Raw genomic sequence first — 20,084 nt, 5'->3', positions numbered from 1 at the left:
TGCCCCTCAGAGCAGGTTGGCCAGCCGGCAGAATTCTTCCACAGATAGTGTTTCGGCGCGCCGCGCCGGATCGATGCCGGCTTTGATCAGCAGGGCTTCGCCACCAAGCGGTTTCAGGCTGGCACGCAGCATTTTGCGGCGCTGACCGAAGGCGGCTTGCGTCACTTTTTCCAGCTTGGCGAGATCGCAGGGCAGGGGATTGGCGCGTGGCGTCAGATGCACCACGGTAGAAGTGACCTTCGGCGGCGGCGTGAAGGCTTGTGGTGACAGGTCGAAGGCCATATGCGCCTCGGCCCGCCAGCCGCACAGCACGCCAAGCCGTCCATAATGGTCGTCATCTGCCTGCGCCACGATGCGTTCACCGACTTCCTTCTGGAACATCAGCGTCAGGGATTGCCAGAAAGGCGGCCATGTGCGGGGCATCAGCCAGTTGATCAGCAATTGCGTGCCGACATTATAGGGCAGGTTTGCGACGATCTTCACCGGCCCCTCGGGCGCCATGGCCTCGAAATCGGTTTTCAGGGCGTCACCCTCGATCACCTCCAGACGGCCAGGATAGTGTTCGCCGATTTCCGCCAGGGCGGGAAGGCAACGGCTGTCGCGCTCGACGGCAATCACCTTTTTGGCGCCAAGCGCCAGCAGGGCGCGGGTCAGGCCGCCCGGGCCGGGGCCGACTTCGAACACCGTTGCCTCGGTCAGGTCGCCCGCCGTGCGTGCCACCTTCTGGGTGATGTTGAGATCGAGCAGAAAATTCTGGCCAAGCGCCTTCTTCGCATCCAGGCCGTGGCGCTGGATGACCTCGCGCAGCGGCGGCAAACCATCGAGAGCCGCCATCAGTCCGCGCCAGCCTTGCGGGTCAATTGATCGGCCAGCTTCAGCGCGGCCACGAGGCTGTGCTCGCGGGCAAGGCCCTGACCGGCAATGCCGAAGGCCGTGCCGTGATCCGGCGAGGTGCGCACGAAGGGCAGGCCGAGTGTGACATTGACGGCGCCGTCGAAATCCAGCGCCTTGACCGGGATCAGGGCCTGATCGTGATACATGCAGACCGCAACGTCATAGCGCCTGCGGGCCTCGTCATGGAACATCGTATCGGCGGGCAGGGGGCCGAAGGCATCGATGCCCTCGGCGCGCAGCCGCTTCAATGCGGGCGCGATTACGGCATCATCTTCCTTGCCCAGCGCCCCGCCTTCACCGGCATGGGGATTGAGGCCGGAAACGGCCAGCCGGGGGGCGCTGAGGCCAAAACGGCTGGTCAGATCGGCATGAATGATCCGGCAGGTCTCGAGGACCAGATCCTCGGTCACGGCGGCCGGCACATCCTTGAGCGGGATATGAATGGTGAGCGGCACGGCGCGCAGTTTCTCGCCCGCCAGCATCATGACCGGACGATAGCTTTGCCCTTTTGCCTTCGAGGCAAGATCGGCCAGAAATTCCGTATGGCCCGGAAAGCCGAAGCCTGCCTCATACAGCACGGCTTTGGCGATGGGATTGGTCACGACCGCGCGGACGCGATTGTCCATGCAGAGCGAAACGGCGGTTTCGATGGCGGAAATCGTGCCGCGGGCGGTTGCCACATGCGGCTGCCCGGCCACCACGTCGATCCCCACGGGCACCGGCAGCACGGGCAGGGCATCGGCAAAATCGGCCTCTGCCTCTTCCGGAGAGGAGAGCTTGAGGGTGAGCGGAATGTCGAGCTTGCGCGCCCGGCTCTCCAGCACCTTCGGATCGCCGATGAACAGGAAGGGTTGAAGCGCCAGCTCCTTGCGCTGTTGCCACGCCGCCAATGTCACATCCGGGCCGATCCCGGCGGGATCGCCCTGTGTCAGCGCCAGCGGCGCCGTACCCCCGTGTTCAGCCATGGCCCTACCGTCAGTGTTCGATGATCTGGGCCTTGGACTTCAGCTCGGCCAGATATTTATCGGAATTGGGATCGCTCTTCGACTGCTGTGCCTTGCCGATATCCTCGGCGCGGAACACGGCCTCCGCCGCCAGATCGTCCGAAACCTGACGCTGGTTGCAGATGGCCAGATATTCGACGCCGCGATCGGTGACGCGGGTGCCCGTCGTGTTGCCCTTGGCGTTTTCGATCAACGGCGCCCAATCCGGCGGCAGTTCCGGCTTCATGACGCGGCCAAGATCGCGGATCGAAACATCGAGATAGTTGCGGGCGAAATCCATGGCCTGATCGCAGCCCGGGAATTTGCCGCGCGAGGCTTCTGCCTCGGCCTGACGCTTGCCCATGATGGCATTGCGCTTGGCCGTCGGAACGACGAAGATCACCTGCTTCAGGTAATATTCCGTAGTGACCGGCTTCTGCTTGCTTTCAAGCATCTTGGTCACCATTTCCTGATTGGTCATCTTGTTCTTGCCATAGCGGGCATTGACCAGACGCGGCCAGCTCATCTGCACGGCGATATAGTTCTTGAAATGCTCGGCGCCGACGCCCGCGCGATCCAGAATCTGGGTCATCTGCTGGACGGAGAGTTTGTTCGAGTTGGAAAAGCGCGCGAAAGCGGCATCCACTTCATCCGTGCTGACAGACATGCCGACGCGCGCGATTTCCTGGCGCTTCAACTGCTCGTCGATCATCTCTTCCTTGGCCTTCTGCTGAAGGTTGCCGGTTTCGTGACGCAGTTTGAGGAAGGCCATGCGGCGAGCCACGTCACCGCTGGTGATTGCGACCTTGTTGACCACGGCGGCGACATCCGTAGCGGCCAGTGCGGGGCGAACCGATGCGGGGCCAAAACCCGTCACGCCCGCAAAGGCGACCGTCCCCAACATTGCCACGCGCAGTATCCTATTGATCATCGCCAGTTCCTTTTCCCACGCCGCAGTCCTGAAAAGGCCGCGCCGCACCCTATGCGTCTATATTTCGGATGGTTTGCACAAAGCCTAAGGCGAAACAATGACTTTTTTAAGCAACGGCCATTGACATTTCTGCCTTGCGGAATGGCGAAGGCTCCGGAACGCCGATTTTTGAAATCCGCTTTCCGGAGCCTTGAACTCCATCAGTTGAAGCTTGCCACATCCGTATTGCCAACCTTCACATCGCCCAGGGTGCGGAAGGTCAGACGCGCGCCAATCGTCCAGTCATTCGCCGATTCGTCATCCGTATCGCGCTTGTTCTTGTAGACGATGGAGAAGATCGTGCAGTCATCCGCATAGGATACGCCGATCCCGTAGCGGTTGATATCGCTCTTCTTCACGTCCCAGGTCACGGAACTGAAGATCGACCAGAAGTCGCCAACCTTGACCGAACTGGTGTTCTGCACTTCCTCACGCTCGTAATCATAGCCGTAATTCGGCTGTGCGGCGATCTGGGTGTAGATGAAGTTGGTCTGGAAGGTGTCGTTATGATAGCCGACCGCCGAGTCCGTGCGCTGCACTTCGAAGGTCTTCTCGTCGAAGCGGCCATTGACCGAAGCGGTGATGCCGAGCGGCGTGTCGATGCCGAACATGCCGACATAATCCGACACGCTGGTTTCGAGGCCCGACTCGTTGCCCGCATAGACCAGATCCTGCGAGGCAAACGAGTTCTTACCCGCCAACTGATAGGACTGGCCGAAAATGCTCTTCAGCGTATAGCCGTTGTCGAAGGAGCCGGTATAGCGGAAGCCGACATTGGCGCGCGTGCCGCCCTCGACCCGGTCGTAGCCGGAGAACTTGTCCCGCTCGAACAGGTTGGTCGCGTCGAAGACGAAGCTCTGGGCATCCTCGTTCGGCAGCCGCCCGGCCATCTGCTCGTTCGGGCGAACGAAGATCTGGGCGATCGGCTCGATGACGTGACTGCTGTTGGCAGTGCTGAGCAGCCAGGGATACCGCACTTCAAGCCCTGCGGTCACCATGCCGCGCGTATTGGCGGTGGTGTCGTCATAGCTGCCGGCATAGCTGCTCGGCGCGCGCATATCCACGCCGAAGGCATCGCCGCGTGCAGCCAGGATCGGCGTGAGCAAGATGCCTTGCGGTGTATCGAAGGTGCGCTTCCATTCCGCTTCGGCGGAAAGGCGGCTGTCCGTGCCCTTCAGCCCCTGATACCGGTTGTTGCCGTTATTCAGGTTCAGAATGTCGTCATTGTAGCGGGTCAGCGTCGTGAAGTTGATGTTCGCCGACAATTCGCCGCCATAGACCGGTTCCGGCGCATAATAGCTGTAGTCGATGGTCGGCCAGACGATCGGCTGCTGGCGCTCGGCGACATCCTTCAGATCGGCATCCTGCACGTCGAAATAATAGGCGCGCATGTCGAAGAAGTTACGCTCGCCAAGCCCGGTCAGGTAGACTTGGTTGGTATGGGTCTTCTGGTCGAAGCCTTCCAGCCCGTAGGTGCGCGAGAAATTGTTGTCGCTCTGCACCATGGCGTCCCAGCCGAAGGTCCAGCGCGGATTGATCTGGAACTCGCCGGTCGAGCCCACCATGCCGCGGAAGTCCTTCTCCGCATCGGTGGTATTGGCGTCGAACTTGCCCGGATTGAGCTGGTCAATGCCTGCGAAGCGGAAGGTCGCAAGACCATCCTCGAACTGATGGCGTACTTCCGTATCGATGAGAACGCCCTGGCTGGTATAGCCGCCGACCTTGATGGTGGCATCGGTCTGCGGCGAGATCGCCCAGTAATAGGGGACCTTGAGGCCGAAACCGAGGTTTTGCGTCGTGCTCATTTCCGGGAAGAGGAAGCCGGACTTCCGCTTGACCGTATTGTCCGGCACTTCAATGGCCGGGATGGAGGCGATGGTCTGGCCAAACAGCTGGAAACGCGCCTTTTCCAGGCGAATCGTATGGGTCTTGCCGTTCTGCACGACACGCTCGGCCTTGATCTGCCAGAGAGGCGGACGGTTCTGCTCCGAACAGGGCAGGCAGGCCGTGTAGACGCCCTTATAGAGGATCATCTGGTCGCCGTTGACACGCTCGCCCTTCTGGGCGGCAAGACGCGTGTTGTCGGTTGTTTCAATGCGCAGGGCATCGACGAAACCATTGGCGAAGTCATCGGTGACGTCGAGCTTGTCGGAATAGATCCGGTTGCCGCCCGGCTCGATCAGCTCGATATTGTCATAGGCCATCATGCGGCCGGACTTCTGGTCGTACTCGACCCGCCGGGCCACCATCTGATAGCCGCCGTAATTCATCTGGACGCCGCCGGTGGCGACGACTTTCTGCGCATCCTTGTTGTAGACGAGCTCGTTCGCTGCGAGCATCAGCTTCGCATCGTCTGCAATCTTGGGCTTCAGCATGCCCTGGCCTGCCGCATCCTGGGCGCTTGCGCGTCCGGGCGGAACAACGGTGACGCCGATGGCGACACCAGCCAGAAGGGCCGTGAAAAGCCTCTTTAAATTCTTGCGGTCACTTGCCGCCACTAACCATCCTCCTGATGAAGCAGGATCGTCGCTCCGAGCGCCGTCGCTACGATGACGGGAACCCAGGTTGCGACGAACGGAGGCACCACGCCACTGCTTCCGAAAGCCTTCACGAGCACCGTTGCCACATAAAGCACGAAGCCCGAAATGATTCCACCCAGAATCACCGATCTCGATTGGTTGAACCGGCTGAATTTGAGCGACACGGTTGCCGCGATCAGCGTCATAGCAACGAGAAGGAACGGTGTGGAGAGCAGCGAATGAAACTGCGTTTCCAATGTCTTCGTCGATACGCCGAAGGATCGCGCAACAGCGATTTTCTGAGAAATATCATAAAAAGCAACGGTTTCCGGCTGTGCCAAACGCTCCTGCACAAATTCTTTTTTCAAATTGGTACGAACCTGTGTCGATGCCAGCCGCACCGGTGCTTCGCCCTCGCGGGTTTCGATCACCTCGTTAAGCAACCAGTAACCATTTTGCAACTTCGCGGTCCGCGCATCCTGTCTCAAAATGATCTCACCGTGGCTGTCGAAGTGGATAAACACGGCCTGCATCAAAAGCGAGCCGTTTTCCAGCACCGAACTTGCCCCGATGATCACATCGTCCTTGCCGGAGATCTGCCGCATCCAGGGAATGGAATTGCTGCCGGGGTCGGGTTTGCGCGAATCGCGCCAGTCGGCCTCCATGCGGGCCGCCTTTTCCTGGCCCATGGCCGCGAGCGGGTTGAGAACCACCACGCTGCCGACACCGAAAAGAAAGGCGCCGAACAGGAAGGGCGCCATGAATTGCCACACGGAAATACCGGCGGCCCGCGCCACCACAAGCTCGGAGCGGCGGTTGAGCGCAATCAGCGCCGTCATGCCGGCAAACAGGCTGATGAAGGGCACTGTCTGCAGCAGAATGGCGGGCAGGCGCACCAGCGTCATCAGGAACACGCCGAACAGCGTCGAATCGGCATTGTCGGAAAAGCGGCCGCTGACCTCGCTGAAATCGATGAGGAAAATGATCGAGCCGATGCCGATCAGGAACCAGAACACAGTGGTGACGTACCGCTTGAGGAAATAGCGGCTGAGCGTGCTGAAGATCACGATTGACCTCCATCCTGATTGCGCAGCGCCTTCGGCAGCCGTCCACGAAGCTGCTCCAGGGCGCGTTCGCCCAGCAGCCGAAGCGGGGCGGGCATGCGCGATTTCTTTTGCCGGATCAGGGCGGCCGTGGCGATGAAGCCGCTCAGCAGCGGTGTCGCATACATGAGAATGATGAAGGCGCCATTGTTCTCCGCCTTGTTGGCGGCATAAAAGGCCAGCCATCGGAGCAGCAGTGCCAGCGTCAGCGCCGAGACCATGGGATGCAGCCGCGCTTCCCTATGCGATCGGGCGTCACCGGCAATCGCCAGCGAAATCAGGGCGAAGGCCAGCGGCAGCAGCCATTCCGTCAGGCGTTTGTGCAGTTCGGCCCGGTACTGGCCGGGATGATCCTGATAGTCCTCGTCACTCGGGTCCGGATTGAGCAGGAAGCCGAGATCGCGGTCGCTCGGGCGCATCTTCGCCTTGCCGCGCGTTTCGGTGAGGTCCGACAGGTCGAAGGCGTAGGAATCGAAACGGACGATGGAGACGCTGCCGCCGGGCGCCTTTCGATGCACTTCGCCATCATGCATGATCAGCGCCGTGCCGGTCTCGTCCACCGCGCCTTCGCGGGCATAATAGATCAGCGCGTAGGCAGGATCTCGGTAATCGGCAACGAACAGACCTTTCAGCACGCGGCCCGCAAGCCGCTGCGAAATCTGCACGTAAAGCCCGTCCTCGATTTTGCGGAAGGTCTTTTCCTCGATCACCGTGGAGAGAAGGTCGGCATAGGCATTGGCGATCATCTGCCGCGCCGCCACCTTGACCTTGGGCTGGATGACATTGGTGATCACCAGAGTGATCAGGCTGATGGCGATGGCGAAGATCAGGAGCGGCCGGATGATGATCGAACGCGGCGCACCGGCGGCATCGATGACCGCCAGTTCCGAATCGTTGTTCATCGCCGTCAGGCTCTGGGTGATGCCGATCACCACCGCAAAGGGCATGACGATGGGAATGATGGTGGGCAGGATCAGCGTGGCGAGCGTTGCGAAGGAGCCGATCGACTGGCCGGTATCGGTGACGAGATTGATGCGCGCCAGCACCTGGGTGGTCCAGATGATCGCCAGCACCGGCAGAAGCGCCGTCAGGAACATCTGCGCCACACGGCGGGTAATATAGAGTTCGAGAAGTTTCATGCCGGACCCTTGCACGCTCGCTTAACGCTCAAGACCGCCACGGGCCTGCCGGAACCGCAGGCACATCACCATGAGCGAGGGCACCGCCGTCAGGGCATGGCCTGTCATGCGGCATTGCCGGAACCGGTCCTGGGGTCTGTGCATGAGCAATCCTCGGCCCTTGGGCATTTCCCGCCCGGAAATGCATGACAACAAAGAACTGGTTGCTACGCCATGCCGTCAGGAAGGACATTGGTCAAACGCGAGCCAGAACCATCACAGTCGAGGCGCTTCGATCTTCCCCATCGATCAAAACGGCCTTACTTCATCGTGCCGCAGCGACCTCACGGCGCCGGGCAACCGACCCTATTTGCCCACTGAGTGACGAAAAGACAAGTCCCACACCATCATTCCCCTGTTGAGGACGGGGCGGAACCCGATGCGCTCCTGCGGTTTTTCCGACGCTCTTGCCATTGTGCCACAGCCACGACGATGGCGAAGACGACGGGCGAGGACAGCCAGCCCAGCACGGCATCCGAAAGATAATGCGCACCGAAGGAGACCCGCAGAAGCGGCGTGAGCAGCGACACCACGATGATCGGCAGACCGAGGAAGCGCCGCGCCCGCACCGGCAGGAGCGGCAAAAGACAGATCAGCCATCCCGCACCGGCGGCTTCGCCGGAGATGAAGGAACAGTTCTGGTCACAGGTGCCGAAGGGGCTGCCCGCCGGGACGAAAGCGAGGTGGCCGCCGAACAGGTCCGTCTGGTTGGGGCGCGGTCGGCCCCAGTCTTCCTTCAGATACATGTTGACCAGCAGATAGGGGCCGATCATCACGCTGGTCAGCGCCAGGAAGAGCGGTTGCAGATGTTTGCGATCCGCCATGCCGCGCGCGCGCCTCAGGCCAATGATGAGCGCCACCAGCACGACCACCCCTGCGACATGCGGCATGTAGAACAGCAGTTTGCGCACCGCGCCGAGAAAGCCGTTCTTGCTCAAGGGAAAGGTGCCGCAGACGGCAGCGGCATGCTCCGGGCTGCAGGCCGTGCGGAAAAAGAAGAGCTGCGCCACATCGATATCGATCTGCGGCAGAGCATAGAACAAGGCCAGCAGCATGAACCATGCGCCAGTGAGAAGAATAGCTGCCCGGCCCGGATTGCGCTCCAGGGCGGTCAGGTCGTGAAAGAAAGAATGCGCCGCCATGAATTGAAAGCCGTCCCCAAGCTTCAAGATCACCCTGGCCATTCCCTCATTCCGGGGATGGCCTTGAGCGGCTGCTTATACATGCACTGATCCGAAAGAGCCACACACAGATGCGGGCAACCCGCGTTCACATTTGCCGGAGTGCTGGAAAAGTTTGGGTTTGCCGTTCCGGCTGTTGCATTCCGGGCCAAAAGGCTGATGATCTGGCGCTTGAAAAAACGGTATGACGGAGTGCCAAATGCCCGCAAAGATTGAGATTTCCTTCACAGACACTGCCGCGCTCTCCACGGGGCTGGCGCTGAGCCTCAAGGAAAAGCAGGCGGGCGGCATTGCCGCAGCGTCCCTTCTCGACCCGGGTTCCGTGTTTGAAAAGGCGGCAGCGACCGCGAAGTTTACCGGCAAGGCGCTTTCCGTGCTGGACCTGATCGCGCCCGCGGGCTCGCCCGCCGAGCGGCTGGTGATTCTGGGCGCAGGCAAGGCTGAGGATCTGACCGCGCATGACTGGCTGAAGCTGGGCGGCACCGCCAGCGCCAACCTGAAGGGGGCAGGCGAAGCGACGATCTTTCTCGATGCGGAAGGCTTGCAGCCGGGCGGGCGCGAGGCGGCGGATTTCGCGCTGGGCATGCTGTTGCGCAACTACGCCTTCGATACCTATAAAACCAAAAAGAAGGATGAGGACGACAAGCCGCCGGTCAGTGTGAAGGTGGAGATTGTCACCGATGCCGCCCGTGATGCGCACGCGATTTTTGAAAGCGATAGCAAGGGCGTGGCTGAAGGCGTGATCCTTGCCCGCGATCTCGTCAACCTACCGCCGAATGTGCTGGGGCCGGTGGAATTTGCCGAGAAGGCGAAGGCATTGGAAGCGCTTGGCGTCGAGGTGGAAATCCTCGATGAGGCGGCGATGAAGGCGCTTGGCATGGGCGCGCTGCTGGGGGTTGCGCAAGGCTCCGTGCGGCCGCCGCGTCTTGCGGTGATGCAGTGGAAGGGCGCTGGCGACGACCGCCAGCCTCTGGCCTTTATCGGCAAGGGCGTGGTGTTTGACAGCGGCGGTATTTCCATCAAGCCCGCTGGCGGCATGGAAGACATGAAGGGTGACATGGGTGGCGCTGCCGCCGTGATCGGCCTCATGCATGTGCTGGCGGCGCGCAAGGCCAAGGTCAATGCCGTCGGCATTCTCGGTCTTGTGGAGAACATGCCGGATGGCAATGCCCAGCGCCCCGGCGATATCGTCACCTCCATGTCCGGCCAGACCATCGAGATCATCAATACCGATGCGGAAGGCCGGCTCGTGCTGGGGGATGCGCTGTGGTACTGCAAGGAGCGCTTCAAGCCCGCCTTCATGATCAATCTCGCCACGCTGACAGGGGCGATCATGGTGGCGCTCGGCAATCTGCATGCCGGGCTTTTCTCCAATGATGATGCGCTGGCGGAAAACCTGCTGAAGGCCGGGGCGGAGACCCAGGAGCGTTTGTGGCGCATGCCGCTCGGCAAGGATTACGACAAGCTGATCGATTCGAAATTCGCCGACATGAAGAATACCGGCGGACGCTATGGCGGCTCCATCACCGCTGCGCAATTCCTGCAACGCTTCGTGGGGGATACGCCCTGGGCGCATCTCGACATTGCCGGTACGGCCATGGGCTCGCCCAATGACGAGATCAATGCCTCCTGGGCCTCTGGCTTCGGCGTGCGGCTTCTCGACCGATTGGTGCGGGACGCCTATGAGGGCTGAGGCAGCCGCCATGCAGGTTCTCTTCTATCACCTGACGGAAACGAAGCTGGAAGATGCCTTGCCGGCACTTCTGGAAAAGAGCCTGGAACGGGGCTGGCGGGTGGCGGTGGAAATGCGCGATGCCGCCCGCCGCGACCGGCTGGACCAGCATTTATGGACCTATCGCGAGGAAAGCTTTCTGGCGCATGGCACGGAGGCGGGGGGCTTTGCCGCCGAGCAGCCCGTGCTGCTGACGCTATCGGCCGCCAATGACAACAGCGCCACCGTGCGCTTTTACGTGGATGGTGCGGAGCCTTCAGGCGACATGGATTATGACCGCGTGGTCTTCGTCTTCGATGGCCACGACCAGGCGGAGCTTGAGCGTGCCCGCGCGCAATGGAAAAGGCTGAAGGCCGAAGGCCATGATCTGACCTACTGGCAGCAGAATGCCCAAGGCCGGTGGGAGAAGAAGGCCTGATGAGAGCGTTTCATTGTTTCACGGAAACATTAAAACGCTCTAACTCTTTGTTTCTACGCATTTCCGGAGGGAAAACCGGTTTCCACTTTTCCTGGAACTGCTCTAGCTATGTCCCGCCACTTCCGGCGGGGCAGAGGGGCGCTGATAGTGCAAAGTCACCACGGTGTAGCCCTCGGCGGCGAGGCGGTCCAGCAGCAGCGGCAGCATGGTGATTGTGCGGGCGTGGATGTCATGCATCAGGATGATGCCGCCCTGTTTCTTGTTCAATTCGGTCATGGCCCGGTCCAGAACCTGGGACGGGTCGTTCTTGAAATAATCCTTGGTGTCGATGTCGACATCCAGAACCACGGTGGAGCGGGCCGCCAGCGCGTGGCGCAGTTGCGGGGTATCCGAGAGATAGGGGAAGCGGAAGAAGCCGACCTCCTGCGCGCCCGTCGCCTGCTTCACGGCGTCACGGCCCATGTCGATTTCCTGCATCGCCTGTTCGAAGGCCATGGCCTTCAGGTCGTGATGATGAAAGGTGTGGCTTCCAGCCTCATGGCCGTCCTGAACCACGAGTTTGGCAAGATCCGGATGCGCCTTGGCCATTTCTCCCAGCATGAGGAAGGTGGCTTTCACCTGATATTGATCGAGAATGGCGAGGATCCGGTCCGTCTTTTTCGGGGCGGGACCATCATCGAAGGTCAGGGCCACTTCCTTGGGCTGAAGCTTCAGATCCTTCAGGCTGGAGACGATCAGCGTGCGTCCGGCCAGGGTGTTCGGCTTTTTGGCCTCGCCCGTCCACTTGCGCGGTTCCATCGGCACCGGATCATCGGCCTTGAGCGGCGCATGCGGCTCTGCGGCGGGCGCAAAGGCCGTCTGGGCGGAAAGCTTGGGCTTGGCCTGGCCACCGGCGCAGGCGGACAGGCTGAGAACGACGGAAGCGGCGGCAAACAGGCGGAGAAGCATGGAGGAAGGCTGCGCAAGAGAGGAGAAGCGGGGCAGGGCCTGAAACGAGGACGAAAACCAGGATGGTCGCCCCCGCGCTCAAGCTTATGCCGTGACTGGAAGAGCCCTGACAAATCGCTGCCTGTTGCATCTATCTCTAGGGGCGTCAGGGTTAATGTTTTCTTACTCGTTCATGTAGGTTTTAGAGCATGTCGCGCAAAAGTGTGCAGCGGTTTTGCGATAACGACATGCGTTAAACCAAGAACGTAAAGCACGTTGCATGAGGCTGATAAGCCGCAATGTGCTTTAGGAATTTCAACAGTATCGGGAGCGCCTTTCTGACGCTCCCGATCCTGGCTCATCCTGCTGCCCGCAGGCTTCCCGATGCACGGACGGAGCTGCCGCTGCGGCGGTTTTCATTGGCGGACAGCTTGAAATGCGAAATCAGCCGAGCCAGCGTTGCCGTGTCGTCGGCCAGCCGGTTGGTGCTGGCGGTGGTTTCTTCCACCATGGCGGCGTTGCGCTGGGTGACCTGATCCATCTGGCCGACGGCGGCATTGATTTCTGTCAGCTTGCCGGATTGTTCGCGGGCGGCATTGGCCATTTCATGCATCTGCGCATTGATTTCCACGACATGCTCGCGGATGCGCCCAAGCGCATCGCCGGTGGCGGTGACCAGCCGGACGCCGGAATTCACCTCGTCGGCGGATTTGGTGATCAGCGTCTTGATGTCCTTGGCCGCGCCCGCCGAGCGTTGGGCCAGTTCCCGCACTTCCTGCGCCACCACGGCAAAGCCCTTGCCGGCTTCGCCTGCGCGGGCGGCTTCCACACCGGCATTCAGCGCCAGAAGATTGGTCTGGAAGGCAATCTCATCAATGACATTGATGATCTTGCCGATTTCACCCGAGGCCTGCTCGATCCGCTCCATGGCGGCCACCGTGTCGCTGACGACGGAAGCGGACTCCTCCGTGCTGACGCGGGCGGCATCCACCATGCGGCTGGTTTGCGTGGCCCGACCGGTGGAGGTGTGGATGGCGGAGGTGATTTCCTCCAGCGCCGAGGAGGTTTCCTCCAGGGCTGCCGCCTGCTGTTCGGTGCGGCGGGCGAGGTCATCCGAGGCCGTGCGCAATTCGCCGGAGCCGGAATTGATCGTGTCGATCGCCGCTCGAACTTCTCCGACAATGCTCCGCAACTGGGTCATGGTGTTGTTGACATTGGCTTGAAGTTCGGCGAAGGCGCCCTGGAATTCGCCCTGCATGGCATCCGTCAGATCGCCATCGGCCAGTGAGGCAATGACCCGGCGGGTTTCGCCAAGGCCGGTATCGATGGATTGCACCAGGGCATTCATCGAGGCGGCAAAGGCATTGAGATCGGGAAACTCCAGATCCGCGACGATGCGGCGGGAAAAATCGCCGGTGACGGCGGCATTGACCACTTCGGCCAGCCGGTCGCGCAACTCGTCGCATTTGTCGCGCATATGCAGTTCCTGGGCGTTCATGGCGATGACCTTCAGGCCGTTTTCGCGGAAGACTTCCACGGCGCGCGCCATGTCACCCACTTCGTTGTCCTGATTTAGATAGGGCACGGTGAGCTTCAACTCGCCGCCCGCCAGTCGTCGCATCAGCGCCGTCAGCCGGGCAATGGGCGCGGAGACGCAGCGGAAGACGAAGATGATGGCGGAGACTCCGGCGATGGCGCCGAAGGCCAGGATCAGGGCATTTTCCAGCACGGCCCAATTGAAAGCCCGGGCGGCATCGGCATACATGGCCTTGGCGGCGTCCACATTGGCATCGCGAAAGGTATCGGCCTGATCGTCCATGGCCTCATAGACCTTGACCATCTCGCCAGTGAGAAGGGCTGCGGCCTGATCCTTGGCGCCTGCCTTGGAAAGGGCCACCATACGGCGGTCAAGGACGAGATAATCCTCGAGAAGCCGCTTGAACTCGCTATAGGCCTTCATTTCTTCCGGCAGCGAGACAAGCGTGTCATAGGTTGCCATGCGGCTTTTGAGCTTGGCGATTTCCTTGTCTATGGCCGTGCTGGCTGCGTCGATGGCTTCGGGCGTGCGGCTCAGCACATGGCGCGTTTCCAGCCCGCGCAGATTGGCCAGCGAGATATTGAGACGGTTGGTGATGTCGACGCTGGGAACGGCATCTTCCGCCAGGCTGGACACATTGGAGAAAATGCCGCGCATGGAGCCGAGCGCAAAGGCGCCCTGCAACAGCAGCAGCAACATCAAGACTGCGAAGGCACTGAAAAGCGAAGTTCTAAGCGAGAGATGTGCAAACACGTAGCCTCCTGTCAGCCGCGCGCGGGGGAGGACCGCAGACGGCTTTGTCAAAGAAAACCGGCAGGCTCTGCCTGCCGCTCTGGTTGCAGTGAAGCGCGCACGAAATCGCCTCCCGCCGGGGGCGAGCGGAAGGAGTGGGAGGAAGTGTGGCGCTGGCGAATTTCCCGCTTAGTTTGTGTATTAATTATTTAAAATATATTAAAGTAACCGGGCGAATTTGCCCTCCATTTTTAAGGGTAGCGTTTTCCGTGGGGAAAGGAGCAGGCGGCATCCTCATTTCGAGCTGCGGAGCGGCAGGGGGCCCTTGCCGTGATAGCCTCCGCGATGCCTGCGGTGGTGGAGTATATCTCCCGAACGTTTCGTAAAGCACCGAAATCAATCATTTCAGAACAGGTGGGCGAATTGTTCCGTCATTATTGCCGGAAATTTGATGTAAATATTTCAGATTATAAATCTGTAAATGAAGCAAGATGCTTTATTTGTGTGTGATTTTATTTTTTTTACATAATTTAACGATATGATATATTTATATTATAAAGGAAATTCTATATTTTATAAGTATAATATTTTTAATCATCGCACAGGTTTTGTAACGTAGAAATTGCAACCTTGTATTTCGAGGGTCATAGTGATGATATAAGAAATTTAGAACGAGCACGTTATGAAGAAAAAATTTTCGTTTTTCGGGGTGAGTGCCGAAATATTATTATATAGAAACGTCTATGTAATAATATTATTGATGATTTCCGGATTTTTGATTTTTTTCTGTCTGCTGTTTGCTTTGGTTGCAAATCGAATTTATGCCAAAGAGCAAGATTTTACACCGGCGAGTGTAAGAGATTTGCGTGGTGGAGGGCATCATGCCCATCGCTTTGAGGCGGTGACTTTACCATCGCCGCTTGAGGCATCCCAAGTATTGTACCCGGCCAAACATACTCATCTGGCCTCTGCCCCTGCGGCAAGTGGTCTGAAAACCATCGACGCCGGTTTGCCCTCCATGCCTTTCAGGCTGGTTCAGGCGGGTTTTTCTCCTTCTTTTTCCGGAGGAGGAAGCTGGATCTGGAATGTGCTGGAACTGGTGTTCATCAGTCTGACGGCCATTGCCACTGTCCGGCCGCTGATCGTTTCGGCCCTTGCGGTCTACTGTCAGCATTCCGGGCGGCTTTTCTTTCCAGCGGTCACGGGACGAACGGATCCTGCGGATTTTACGGCTTCTCTGGCTGTCAGCGTTCTGGTTCCGGCCTATAACGAGGCCAAGGTCATCGAAGCCACCGTTCGGCGCCTGTTGGAAAGCAGAGGTGTCGCCTTCGAAATTCTCGTCATCGATGATGGTTCGCAGGACGAAACGGCTGATATCGTCCGTAGAGCCTTTGCGCATGAGCCCCGTGTGCGGTTGATCGAGCAGGCGAATGGCGGCAAGGCATCGGCTCTCAATCACGGTCTGCACCTGTCGAGCGGAGAGATTGTCATCGCGCTGGATGCCGATACGCATTTCGAGGCGGAGACAGTGCTCTCTCTCGTTAAATGGTTCATCGACCCCGGGATCGGCGCCGTTGCCGGCAATACCAAGGTGGGCAATTGTCACAACGCCATCACCCGCTGGCAGGACATTGAATATGTCACGGTACAGAATCACGAGCGGGTGGCCTTTTCAAGCTTTGGCGCCATGATGGTGGTGCCGGGTGCCGCCGGTGCATGGCGGCGTTCTGCCCTACTGCAGGTTGGCGGATTTCCGCTGGACACGCTGGCCGAAGATCAGGATGCGACCATTGCCTTGCAGGCGCACGGCTGGAAGGTGATTTATGACGCCGAAGCAGTGGCCTGGACGGAAGCGCCCGATCGCTTTCGCGACCTGATGAAGCAGCGGCTGCGCTGGAGCTATGGCACCGTGCAATGTCTGCTGAAGCATCGAAACCTGTGCTTTTCCAGCAAGGTGCCGGGAATCGGCTGGATCGGCTTGCCTCAGGTCTGGTTCTTTCAGATCGGGTTTGCGATTGTCGCGCCGCTGATCGACCTGATGATGATCGTCACGGGTGGCGCGACGATGTTCTGGCTGATCAGGCGTGAGATGCTGCTGCCATGGATGCAGCCTGACAAGATGCTGTTCTGTTTTTCCAGCATGCTGCTCATCGAGCTCATTTGCGGCTCGATCGCCTGCCGGCTGGAACAGCGCCCCCATCGCTTCAATAGTTTTTCGTTCCTCACCCAACGCTTCGCCTATCGGCAAAGCATGTATCTGGTGGTGCTGAAGTCGCTCCATGCGCATGTGCTGGCACGGCAGGTCGGCTGGGGAAAACTTCCGCGCTCCGGCCTGTGCATCAGCCCCGAGCAGCACCCCGTTTCAACTATCATCAAGGAGGAACAATAGAGTCTTGTCCCGAGAAAACCGGACCCCATTTTTCTCAGGACAATGCTATTTGTTTTGCGCATTTCCGGACGGAAAACCGGACCCCACTTTTCCTGAAAATGCTCTATCTATTTGTTTTTACGCAGTCCGGACGCAAAACCGCTAACGCACTTTTGCTGGACATGCTCTAATCGCTCATCGCCTCTTCATATTCGGCGGAAAGCTCCAGCCATTGCTCCTCGGCATCAGCAAGCTTTGCGGCGGCTTCACCCCGCTGCTTTGCCTTTTCCGCGGCCTTGGCGGGGGATTTTTCGTAAAGGGCGGGATCTGCAAGTTCTGCATCAAGACCTTGAATCAAAGTCTCCAGCTTTTTCGTCAGGGACTCGATTTCGTTGATCTTTTTCTTCAGCGGCGCAAGGCTGGCGCGCTTGTCGGCGGCGGCCTTGCGCTGGTCGGCCTTGTTGACCTGGGCTGCGGGATTGTCCGGCTTGTCGTCGGCGCTCTTCTTGCCGGAGGCGAGGATGAGGCTGCGATATTCCTCCATGTCGCCGTCGAAACTGGAGACGGTGCCGTTATTGACCAGCCACAGCCGGTCCACCGTCGCCTCGATCAGGTGGCGATCGTGGGAGATCAGGATGACCGCGCCTTCGTAATCGTTCAGCGCTTCGATCAGCGCCTTGCGGCTGTCGATGTCCAGATGGTTGGTCGGCTCGTCGAGGATCAGCAGATTGGGCGCGTGGAAGGCGGCGAGCCCCATCAGCAGGCGGGCCTTTTCACCGCCGGACAAGTCCTTGGCGGCGGTATCCATCTTTTCGGTCGCAAGCCCCATCTGCGCCACGCGGGCGCGAAGCTGCGCTTCGCCTGCCTGCGGCATCAGGCGGCGAATGTGATCCACCGGCGTTTCATTGGGCACAAGATCGTCCAGTTGATGCTGGGCGAAAAAGCCGATGCTGAGATGCGGCGCCAGCTTGATCTCGCCCTTTTCCGCCTGCAAGCGCCCGGAGATGAATTTGGCGAAGGTGGATTTACCATTGCCGTTCGAGCCGAGTAGCGCGATGCGGTCATCATTGTCGATGCGCAGGCTGAGGTTCTTCAGGATCGGTTTGCCCGGCGCATAGCCCACGGCGCCGCCGGTGATGGCGACGATGGGCGAGGCGGGAAGCTTTTCCGGCTTGGGAAAGGTGATGGGGTGGACGTGATCTTCCACCACGGCGGCCACCGTGCCCATGCGCTCCAGCGCCTTGATACGGCTTTGCGCCTGCTTGGCCTTGGTGGCCTTGGCCCGGAACCGGTCGATGAAGCTTTGCAGATGCTTGCGGGCGGCGTCGTTCTTCGCCTTGGCCTTCATCTGCAATTCGTCGTTTTCGGCCTTTTGCCGCTCGAACTGGTCATAGCCGCCGCGATAGAAGGTCAGTTTCTTCTGGTCGAGATGGATAATGGAATTGACGGCGGTGTTCAGCAGGTCGCGGTCATGGCTGATGATGATGACGGTGTGCGGATAGCGGCGCACATAATCTTCGAGCCACAGCGTGCCTTCCAGATCGAGATAGTTGGTCGGTTCGTCGAGCAGCAGAAGGTCGGGCTCGGCAAACAGGACCGCCGCCAGCGCCACGCGCATGCGCCAGCCGCCGGAAAAGGAAGAGGCTGGGCGCAACTGTGCCTCGTGATCGAAGCCGAGGCCGGAGAGAATGGTGGCCGCCCGCGCCTCCGCCGAATGCGCGCCGATATCGGCAAGCCGCGTCTGGATGTCTGCGATGCGGTGCGGATCAGTCGCGGTTTCCGCTTCCGCCAGAAGGGCGGCGCGTTCCTTGTCCGCTGCCATGACGATGGAAATCAGCGAATCTTCCGTGCCCGGCGCTTCCTGCGCCACCTGACCGATGCGGGCCTGTTTGGGAATGCCGATCGAGCCGGTCTCGGCGGCAAGATCGCCGGTGATGATGCGAAACAGCGTGGATTTTCCCGCACCATTTCGCCCCACCAGACCGGCCTTGGTGCCGGCGGGCAGGGACAGGCTGGCATGGTCGATCAACAGGCGGCCGGCGATACGGGCGGAAACATCGGAAATCGTAATCATGGCCGGTGTTTTGGCGGATCAACCCGCCAAAGGCAAGAGGGGCTATGCCTGCTTCGGAAGCCGCTGGAAATAGACCAGATCAAGCGCCAGAGACGGTTTGCCCAGCACGGTGAGGATCATATGCGCCTGTCCGCGATGATGGGTCTGGTGATTGAACATATGCGCCAGCGTCTGGCCGAGCGGTTGACGCACCGGGTCCGGCGAGGTGACCGGGCGATATTCGATTTCGCCGGTGAGTTTCTCTTCCGTCAGCGTCTCGCAGAACTGACGCAGGCGGGCATCGGTTTCCACACGCGCCTGATGCAGGCTCTGGAAATCCGCACAAGGCTTTGCGTTCAGGCTGGTGTGTGTAGGACCTTCGCCGCTAAGGCGGCGCAGCCAGATCTGGTCGGCGACCACAAGGTGGCTGAGCGTGCCGAAGAGCGAGCCGAAGAAGGCGCCGGTTTCCCGGTGCAGCTCCTCCTCGCTCAGCGTGGCGGCGGCCTCGTAGAGCTTCTGGTTCGCCCATTCGTTATAGGCGGCAAACATGGTCCAGTGGTCCAGCATCTCGTCCTCCGATAGCGCTTTGAAAGCCATATCACTGATGAAGTACAATGGGGTTGATAACATGTATGAAATTTCCTGATTTGATTTTTGCGGGCATCTGGCCTGAACTCTGCGCGCAACAGGAGAGTTTTCATGACCATTACACTCTATTCGCTGGCCGGTGCCGATGTCTCGCGCCCCTTTTCACCGCATTGCTGGAAGGTGGTGATGGCGTTGCATCACAAGGGGCTGGCTTTTCAGGAAAAGCCCTTGCCCTTTACCGGCATCGCCACGGTGGAGGAGGGTTTTTCCAAAACCGTACCCTTGCTGAAAGATGGCGCGCATCTGGTGTCGGACAGTTTCAGGATCGCGCTTTATCTCGAAGAGACCTATCCGGAGCGACCGAGCCTGTTCGGCGGCGAGGGCGGCAAGGCCATGGCGCGCTTTGTGGAAGGGTTTTCCCAGACGGTGATCCATCCGGTCATCACCCGCATCGCGGTGGGCGATATTCATGCCATGCTTGCGCCTACCGATCAGGCCTATTTTCGCGAGAGCCGTGAAAAGCGGTTGGGCCAGACACTGGAGCAACTGGCCTCAAGCCGCGAGGCGCATGTGCAGGATCTTCCCGGTCTTTTGACGCCGCTGCGGCACATGCTGGTAAACCAGCCCTTCATTGGTGGGCAAACGCCGCTCTTTGCCGATTACATCGTCTTCGGGGCGCTGCAATGGTTGCGGATCGTTTCCGGTCTCGTGCCCCTGCCGGAGAGCGACCCGGTGCGCGGCTGGTTCGAAAGCCTGCTTGATCTTCACGATGGGGCTGGCCGGAAGGTGGCGTAATACCAGGAGTCATCGAAAATGAGCCTTCGAGCCCCAGAGCATGTCGCGCAAAAGTGTGCAGCGGTTTTGCGATAACGACATGCGTTAAAACAAGAATGTAAAGCAC

At 59.8% G+C, this 20,084-nt stretch carries 16 protein-coding genes; 4 read left to right on the top strand and 12 right to left on the bottom strand.

Annotated elements, in window-relative coordinates:
• Positions 1 to 6: 6 nt before the first annotated feature.
• The 8 genes from rsmA to QO005_RS02285 form a co-directional block, all read right to left on the bottom strand.
• Positions 7 to 834, bottom strand: coding sequence for a 16S rRNA (adenine(1518)-N(6)/adenine(1519)-N(6))-dimethyltransferase RsmA (gene rsmA / locus QO005_RS02320; RefSeq protein ID WP_307156339.1), 828 nt, complete (start codon positions 832 to 834; stop codon positions 7 to 9).
• On the bottom strand, positions 834 to 1,859 hold the full coding sequence (pdxA, locus tag QO005_RS02315; protein ID WP_307156338.1) for a 4-hydroxythreonine-4-phosphate dehydrogenase PdxA: 1,026 nt from the start codon (positions 1,857 to 1,859) through the stop codon (positions 834 to 836). The genes rsmA and pdxA overlap by 1 nt, the downstream gene beginning before the upstream one ends.
• A gap of 10 nt (positions 1,860 to 1,869) precedes the next feature.
• Entirely contained in the window at positions 1,870 to 2,781 is a 912-nt protein-coding gene (locus QO005_RS02310) for a SurA N-terminal domain-containing protein (RefSeq protein WP_307156584.1), read from the bottom strand.
• Between the two features lie 227 nt (positions 2,782 to 3,008).
• Entirely contained in the window at positions 3,009 to 5,345 is a 2,337-nt protein-coding gene (locus QO005_RS02305; RefSeq protein ID WP_307156337.1) for an LPS-assembly protein LptD, read from the bottom strand.
• The gene (gene lptG / locus QO005_RS02300; RefSeq protein ID WP_307156583.1) at positions 5,345 to 6,433 is read right to left on the bottom strand and encodes an LPS export ABC transporter permease LptG; all 1,089 of its coding nucleotides are present in this window, start codon (positions 6,431 to 6,433) and stop codon (positions 5,345 to 5,347) included. Before lptG ends, QO005_RS02305 begins: the two co-directional genes overlap by 1 nt.
• Positions 6,430 to 7,608 carry an LPS export ABC transporter permease LptF gene (lptF, locus tag QO005_RS02295; protein WP_307156336.1) on the bottom strand — a complete coding sequence of 393 codons (1,179 nt, stop codon included), beginning with the start codon at positions 7,606 to 7,608 and terminating at the stop codon, positions 6,430 to 6,432. Before lptF ends, lptG begins: the two co-directional genes overlap by 4 nt.
• Before the next feature lie 21 nt (positions 7,609 to 7,629).
• Entirely contained in the window at positions 7,630 to 7,752 is a 123-nt protein-coding gene (locus QO005_RS02290; protein WP_307156335.1) for a hypothetical protein, read from the bottom strand.
• 242 nt (positions 7,753 to 7,994) lie between these two features.
• The gene (locus QO005_RS02285) at positions 7,995 to 8,831 is read right to left on the bottom strand and encodes a phosphatase PAP2 family protein (RefSeq protein WP_307156334.1); all 837 of its coding nucleotides are present in this window, start codon (positions 8,829 to 8,831) and stop codon (positions 7,995 to 7,997) included.
• Between the two features lie 196 nt (positions 8,832 to 9,027).
• Here QO005_RS02285 and QO005_RS02280 point away from each other — a divergent pair, with 196 nt between their 5' ends.
• A complete protein-coding gene (locus QO005_RS02280; RefSeq protein WP_307156333.1) occupies positions 9,028 to 10,521 on the top strand; it encodes a leucyl aminopeptidase in 1,494 nt (497 codons plus the stop codon).
• 10 nt (positions 10,522 to 10,531) lie between these two features.
• On the top strand, positions 10,532 to 10,978 hold the full coding sequence (locus QO005_RS02275; protein ID WP_307156582.1) for a DNA polymerase III subunit chi: 447 nt from the start codon (positions 10,532 to 10,534) through the stop codon (positions 10,976 to 10,978).
• Between the two features lie 102 nt (positions 10,979 to 11,080).
• Here QO005_RS02275 and QO005_RS02270 read toward each other — a convergent pair whose 3' ends face one another.
• Both QO005_RS02270 and QO005_RS02265 read right to left on the bottom strand, forming a co-directional pair.
• Complete coding sequence (locus QO005_RS02270; RefSeq protein WP_307156332.1) at positions 11,081 to 11,926, bottom strand: polysaccharide deacetylase family protein; 846 nt, start codon at positions 11,924 to 11,926, stop codon at positions 11,081 to 11,083.
• A 337-nt stretch (positions 11,927 to 12,263) separates the two neighbouring features.
• A complete protein-coding gene (locus QO005_RS02265; RefSeq protein WP_307156331.1) occupies positions 12,264 to 14,195 on the bottom strand; it encodes a HAMP domain-containing methyl-accepting chemotaxis protein in 1,932 nt (643 codons plus the stop codon).
• Between the two features lie 661 nt (positions 14,196 to 14,856).
• Here QO005_RS02265 and QO005_RS02260 point away from each other — a divergent pair.
• Complete coding sequence (locus QO005_RS02260) at positions 14,857 to 16,563, top strand: glycosyltransferase family 2 protein (RefSeq protein ID WP_307156330.1); 1,707 nt, start codon at positions 14,857 to 14,859, stop codon at positions 16,561 to 16,563.
• A gap of 166 nt (positions 16,564 to 16,729) precedes the next feature.
• Here the strand turns inward: QO005_RS02260 and QO005_RS02255 are convergent, their stop codons facing one another.
• Positions 16,730 to 18,616 (bottom strand): ABC-F family ATP-binding cassette domain-containing protein, encoded by a 1,887-nt coding sequence (locus tag QO005_RS02255; protein ID WP_307156329.1) that lies wholly within the window; start codon positions 18,614 to 18,616, stop codon positions 16,730 to 16,732.
• A gap of 42 nt (positions 18,617 to 18,658) precedes the next feature.
• A complete protein-coding gene (locus QO005_RS02250) occupies positions 18,659 to 19,162 on the bottom strand; it encodes a DinB family protein (protein WP_307156328.1) in 504 nt (167 codons plus the stop codon).
• Positions 19,163 to 19,294: 132 nt separating this feature from the next.
• Here QO005_RS02250 and QO005_RS02245 point away from each other — a divergent pair, with 132 nt between their 5' ends.
• Positions 19,295 to 19,978, top strand: coding sequence for a glutathione S-transferase family protein (locus tag QO005_RS02245; protein ID WP_307156327.1), 684 nt, complete (start codon positions 19,295 to 19,297; stop codon positions 19,976 to 19,978).
• Positions 19,979 to 20,084 lie beyond the last annotated feature (106 nt).

This window comes from Allorhizobium paknamense (genome assembly GCF_030815125.1).
Classification (GTDB): Bacteria; Pseudomonadota; Alphaproteobacteria; order Rhizobiales; family Rhizobiaceae; genus Allorhizobium; species Allorhizobium paknamense.
This window is presented reverse-complemented; position numbering and strand designations above follow the sequence as displayed.